General features: G+C 30.0%; 7 protein-coding genes. 3 read left to right on the top strand and 4 right to left on the bottom strand.

The annotated features are described in order from the left end of the window. From Q0V08_RS10545 to Q0V08_RS10535, 3 genes are all read left to right on the top strand, one after another. A partial coding sequence (locus Q0V08_RS10545) for a lysine 5,6-aminomutase subunit alpha (RefSeq protein WP_297434582.1) occupies positions 1–767 on the top strand: 767 nt, incomplete at its 5' end. Then, positions 767–1555 carry an OAM dimerization domain-containing protein gene (locus Q0V08_RS10540; protein WP_023051624.1) on the top strand — a complete coding sequence of 263 codons (789 nt, stop codon included), beginning with the start codon at positions 767–769 and terminating at the stop codon, positions 1553–1555. The genes Q0V08_RS10545 and Q0V08_RS10540, both read left to right, overlap by 1 nt. A 51-nt stretch (positions 1556–1606) precedes the next feature. Continuing rightward, entirely contained in the window at positions 1607–2401 is a 795-nt protein-coding gene (locus Q0V08_RS10535) for a PhzF family phenazine biosynthesis protein (protein WP_297434580.1), read from the top strand. Positions 2402–2408: 7 nt separating this feature from the next. Here the strand turns inward: Q0V08_RS10535 and Q0V08_RS10530 are convergent, their stop codons facing one another. The 4 genes from Q0V08_RS10530 to Q0V08_RS10515 form a co-directional block, all read right to left on the bottom strand. Next, positions 2409–3002, bottom strand: coding sequence for an amino acid ABC transporter ATP-binding protein (locus Q0V08_RS10530; protein WP_297434578.1), 594 nt, complete (start codon positions 3000–3002; stop codon positions 2409–2411). Beyond that, a complete protein-coding gene (locus tag Q0V08_RS10525; protein ID WP_297434576.1) occupies positions 3002–3628 on the bottom strand; it encodes an amino acid ABC transporter permease in 627 nt (208 codons plus the stop codon). Before Q0V08_RS10525 ends, Q0V08_RS10530 begins: the two co-directional genes overlap by 1 nt. Positions 3629–3654: 26 nt before the next feature. Then, positions 3655–4416: an amino acid ABC transporter substrate-binding protein gene (locus tag Q0V08_RS10520; protein WP_297434574.1), complete on the bottom strand. Its 762-nt coding sequence runs from the start codon at positions 4414–4416 to the stop codon at positions 3655–3657. 308 nt (positions 4417–4724) lie between these two features. Further along, a partial coding sequence (locus Q0V08_RS10515) for a hypothetical protein (protein ID WP_297434573.1) occupies positions 4725–5145 on the bottom strand: 421 nt, incomplete at its 5' end.

Raw genomic sequence — 5145 nt, 5'->3', positions numbered from 1 at the left:
GAATATTATTTAGAGATATAAATATGCAAAGAACACTAGTTGACCAGTTTTTCTCAAGAGTAATAAATGGATTTGCAGGAGTTATAATAAATACAGGAGAGGATAACTATTTAACAACAGCTGATGCAGTTGAAAATGCTCATACAGTTTTAGCATCAGATTTAATAAATGAGCAGTTAGCATTTATGGCAGGTCTTCCAGAGGAGCAGATGGGATTAGGACATGCATTTGAAATGGATCCTGAATTAGAAAATGGATTCCTATTAGAGTTAGCACAAGCTCAAATGACTAGAGAGATTTTCCCAAAAGCTCCTTTAAAATATATGCCTCCTACAAAGTTTATGACAGGAAATATATTTAAAGGGCATATTCAAGATGCACTATTTAATCAAGTTGCAATAATGACAGGGCAAGGACTTCAACTACTAGGAATGATGACAGAGGCTATTCATACACCATTTATGTCAGATAGATATCTATCAATAGAAAATGCTAGATATATATTCAATAACATGAGAGATTTTGGATCTGAAATAGAGTTTAAAGCAGATGGAATAATTCAAAAAAGAGCTCAACTTGTTTTAGATGAATCAGTTGAACTGCTTGAAAAAATGGTTGAAGATGGACTATTTAATTCACTAGAAAAGGGAACTTTTGCAGATATAAAAAGAAGTAGAACAGGTGGAAAGGGATTAGCTGGAGTTGTAGAAAAGGGTTCTAGCTATATGAATCTGTTTATTCCAAAAATGTTAGGAGGGGTTAAGTAATGAGTGGTGGATTATATTCAATGGAAGAAAGAACATTTGATACAACACTAGATTTAAAAGCAGTTAAACCATATGGAGATACAATGAACGATGGAAAAACTCAACTTTCATTTACTTTACCAGTGCCAGCAGGAGCAGAGGGAGTTGAAGCAGCTAAACAACTTATGAAAAAAATGGGATTTGAAAATCCACAAGTTTCATATTTTAAAGAGTTGACAGATGGATTTACATTTTTTAATTGTTATGGAAACTGTACTCACACAGTAGATTATGAGTCTATATATGTTCCAAAAGTTGAATCGACAACTTGGTCAATGGAGGAAACAGATAAGTTTGTAAAAGAGAATATTGGAAGAAAAATAGTTGTTTTAGGAGCAAGTACTGGAACTGATGCTCATACAGTTGGAATAGATGCCGTAATGAATATGAAAGGTTATGCAGGACACTATGGATTAGAAAGATATGAGATGATAGAAGCTTTAAATATGGGAAGTCAAGTTTTAAACGAGGACTTTATAGCTAAAGCTATTGAAATTGGAGCTGATGTACTTTTAGTTTCTCAAACAGTTACTCAAAAGGATGTACATATTAAAAATTTAATTGAACTTATTGAGATGTTAGAAGCAGAGGGATTAAGAGATAAGATGTTAGTAATTTGTGGTGGAGCTAGAATTACTCATGAGTTAGCTAAAGAGTTGGGGTATGATGCTGGATTTGGAACTGGAACATATGCAGATGATGTAGCTTCGTATGCTGTTCAAGAGTTAGCAAAAAGATTGAATAAATAGATATAATTGGGTGTACTTATGTATGCCCTTTTACTTTTAAAGGGGAGAAATATGGAGTATATAGTTAATGTTTTTACACATAATGGAAAGGGTGGAAATAAAGCTGGAGTAGTCATAGTAAAAGAGTATATTTCAAAGGATGAATGTCAGAAAAAAGCTAAGGAGTTGGGGTTTTCAGAGACAGTTTTTGTAAAAAAAATATCAGAGAATATATTTGAACTTAAATTTTATACTCCTCAGTGTGAAATAGAGTTTTGTGGCCATGCTTCTTTAGGAGCTTTCTATGTTTTGAAAGAAACTGGTGCTATTGGAGAGGGAGAGTATATAGAAAGAGTGAATTTTAAGGATTTAAAAGTTATAGTGGAGAAAGAAAAAATATTTTTAGAACAAGACAGTATAAAAATTGAGAGTATAACAGAGTTAGAGAGAGTTCTTCAATCGATAGAAGTGAAAAAAGAGGATTTACATGAAGACTTAGAGATTGTTGTTGGCTACAGTGGTTTAAGAGATATATTAATTCCTGTTAAAAATAGAAAGATACTGAACAATTTAGATATTGATTTAGAAGAGATCAAAAATATATCAAAATTTTATAACGTAGTGGGTTATCATGTTTATACTATTGAAGATGACAAAGTCTATTGTAGAAATTTTGCACCACTTTATGGAATAGATGAGGAGGCAGCAACTGGAAGTTCAAACGGAGCACTTTTTGGATATTTAAATACAGTTGAAAAATATATAAGTGAGTATTTAGAGTTTTTTCAAGGGGAAAATTATGGAGATTGCTCTAAAATAACAGGGAGATCAATTAATGGCAAAGTATATGTAGGGAGTGAGTTTTAAGCGTTGCTTAAAACTCAATTATTCTAGTTGAGATTTTATTAACAAAATCCATCTCATGGCTAACAATAACCATAGTCATATCTCTATTATCTTTTAACTCCTCAATAACTTTTAAAACCTCTGCAGTCATAAAAGGATCTAAAGCTGAAGTGGGTTCGTCAAAAAGTAAAACTTCAGGATCTTTTGCAAGAGCACGAGCAATGGCTACTCTTTGTTTTTGTCCTCCAGACAGGTATTTAGGATAGGTATTCTCTTTGTCAGATAAACCAACTCTTTCTAAAAGAGATTTAGCTTTTTTTATAGCTATAGACTTCTCAATTTTATCAACTAGTATTAAAGGTTCAGTAATATTTTCTAATACTGTTTTATTTGGAAAAAGATTGAAGTTTTGAAAAACCATGCCCATTTTTTTTCTATTACAAACAATCTCTCCAGAGCTAAACTCTTCAAGACCAATTAAACATCTTAAAAATGTTGATTTACCTTTTCCAGAAGGACCAATAATTGAGACAATTTCCCCTTTTTTAATCTCTAAATTGAGATTGTTGAAAACATTGTTTTCTCCAAAAGATTTATTTAAATTTTTAACTTGAATAGCCATTATATAGTCACCTTCTTTTCAATATTTTTTAAAATTAAAATAATAATAGTTGATAATCCTAAATAGATTACAGCACATATAATAAATGGAGCAATTGTAAACTCTCTTGTAACAATCTCTTTTGAGTTTCTTAAAATTTCAGCCATTCCAATAGCAGAAACTAAAGAGGTATCTTTAATAAGAGCAATAGCTTCATTTGAAAGAGCTGGTAATGCTGTAATTAAACTTTGAGGAAGAATTATTTTAAACATAGTTTGCCAGTAACTATAACCTAAAACTTGAGCAGCTTCAAATTGACCAGAATCAACTCCTAAAATACTTCCTCTAAAGATTTCAGATATATATGCAGCATAGTTAATAGTAAAAGTTATAAGAGCTGCATGAAAAGGTTCTAAAACAATTCCAAAAACAGGTAAGCCATAATAAACGAAGAAAAGTTGTAGTAAAAGAGGTGTTCCCCTAAATATCCACGTATATATTTGAATTCCAACATTTAATATCTTATTTTTTGAAACTCTTCCAAGAGAAAGTAAAATTCCTAAAGGTAAAGATAAAATCAAAGTAAAAAAGTAAAGCTTTAAAGTTAGAGTTAATCCTTGTAGTATATAAAATAAATTGTTTTCCATAAATAATCCTTCCTTAAAATAAAGTTTTAGTTGTTACCAAACCATTTTTGGTAAATTTCATTAAATGAACCATCAGCTTTCATATTAGCTAAAGTTTCATCTATTTTGTTTTTTAATGATAAATCCTGCTTTCTCATACCAATTCCCATTTGTTGCTTATCTAAAATCTCATTTAAAACAATAAATCCATCTTTTTTAGCAACATAGTATTTACCTACAACAGCATCTATAACAACTGCATCAGTTCTTCCAGCTTCTAAATCTAAAAGAGCTTCAACATTTGTAGAGTATTTATTGACATTACCTGTTGTTTTAGATAAAGATGAATTTTCAAAAGCAAAGTATGAAGCACTACCTAGTTGAACGCCTATATTTTTACCTTTTAAATCCTCAAAAGATTTTATCTCAGGGTTTTTAACAATAACAATTTGATCATCATCAAAATATGGAGTAGAAAAAGCAATCTGCTTCTCTCTTTGAGGTGTTATAGTAAGACCATTCCAAATTAAATCAATCTTTTTACTTCTTAAATCAAATATAATTCCATCCCATTCACATGGTTTAAAAATAGCTTTAACACCCATTCTTTTAGCAACTTCATTAGCTAAGTCAATATCAAAACCGATGATGTTTCCTTTTTCATCTCTAAATCCCATAGGAGCAAAAGTATCGTCAAGACCAATGACTACCTCACCTTTACCTTGAAGATCTTTTAAAGAGTTATCTTTAGCAAAAGAGATTGAAAATATAGTAATAGTTAATAATAAAAGTTTAAATATTTTTTTCATAAAAATCCTCCTCAAAACATTATTGAAAACAAAAAAGCCATCTAGAACGTATCTAGATGGCTTTAAAAGAAGTGATATTTCTCTTTTTCGTTGTCATCATAGATACAGACTCAAGTTTGTAATACAACAAGAGTCTGTATCTATGAAAAATTCACAGGAACAAACTCTAATATCTATGATGATGATGTAATGAGTTTAAAACAACGAACAATTGGGACATATCTTCCTCCTAAATTTTTTTTTGTTTTATATTTTACAATAATACTGCTAAATTTTTAATATGTCAAGAAAAAAATAAAAAAAAATTTTTATTTTTTAACTGGTTTTAAAGTTTCTTGCAAAGTTTTCACAGAGAACTCAACATCTTTTGGAGCTCCACCAGTATTTAACATAATGTTCTTTTTATAGTTTGCAGAAAGAACAAAAGCATAATCTTTTATAGATGGATTAGTAAAAACTAAAACTCCATTTCCAAAATCGCACTCTTGTGTAACAAGTTTAAATCCTTTTTCTTCTAATAAATTTATAGAGTTAGCTATAGCGTCATTTAACTTAGCGTATGTTTTATAATCTGTAACTTCAACATGAGAATCCCCTTTTTTAAAGTTAAATCCTTCATCTTTTTTCACATACTCTAATTTATAACCATCTTTTTCCATTTTTTCTTTTAATTTAGGAAAGTTATAATTATCGCTATTAGCTAAAATACTAGCTGAAAGAGTAAGAGAG

This window comes from uncultured Cetobacterium sp. (assembly GCF_947038635.1).
Classification (GTDB): domain Bacteria; phylum Fusobacteriota; class Fusobacteriia; order Fusobacteriales; family Fusobacteriaceae; genus Cetobacterium_A.
Note: the sequence above shows the minus strand (reverse complement) of the source record. Positions and strands in the feature narration are given on the sequence as shown.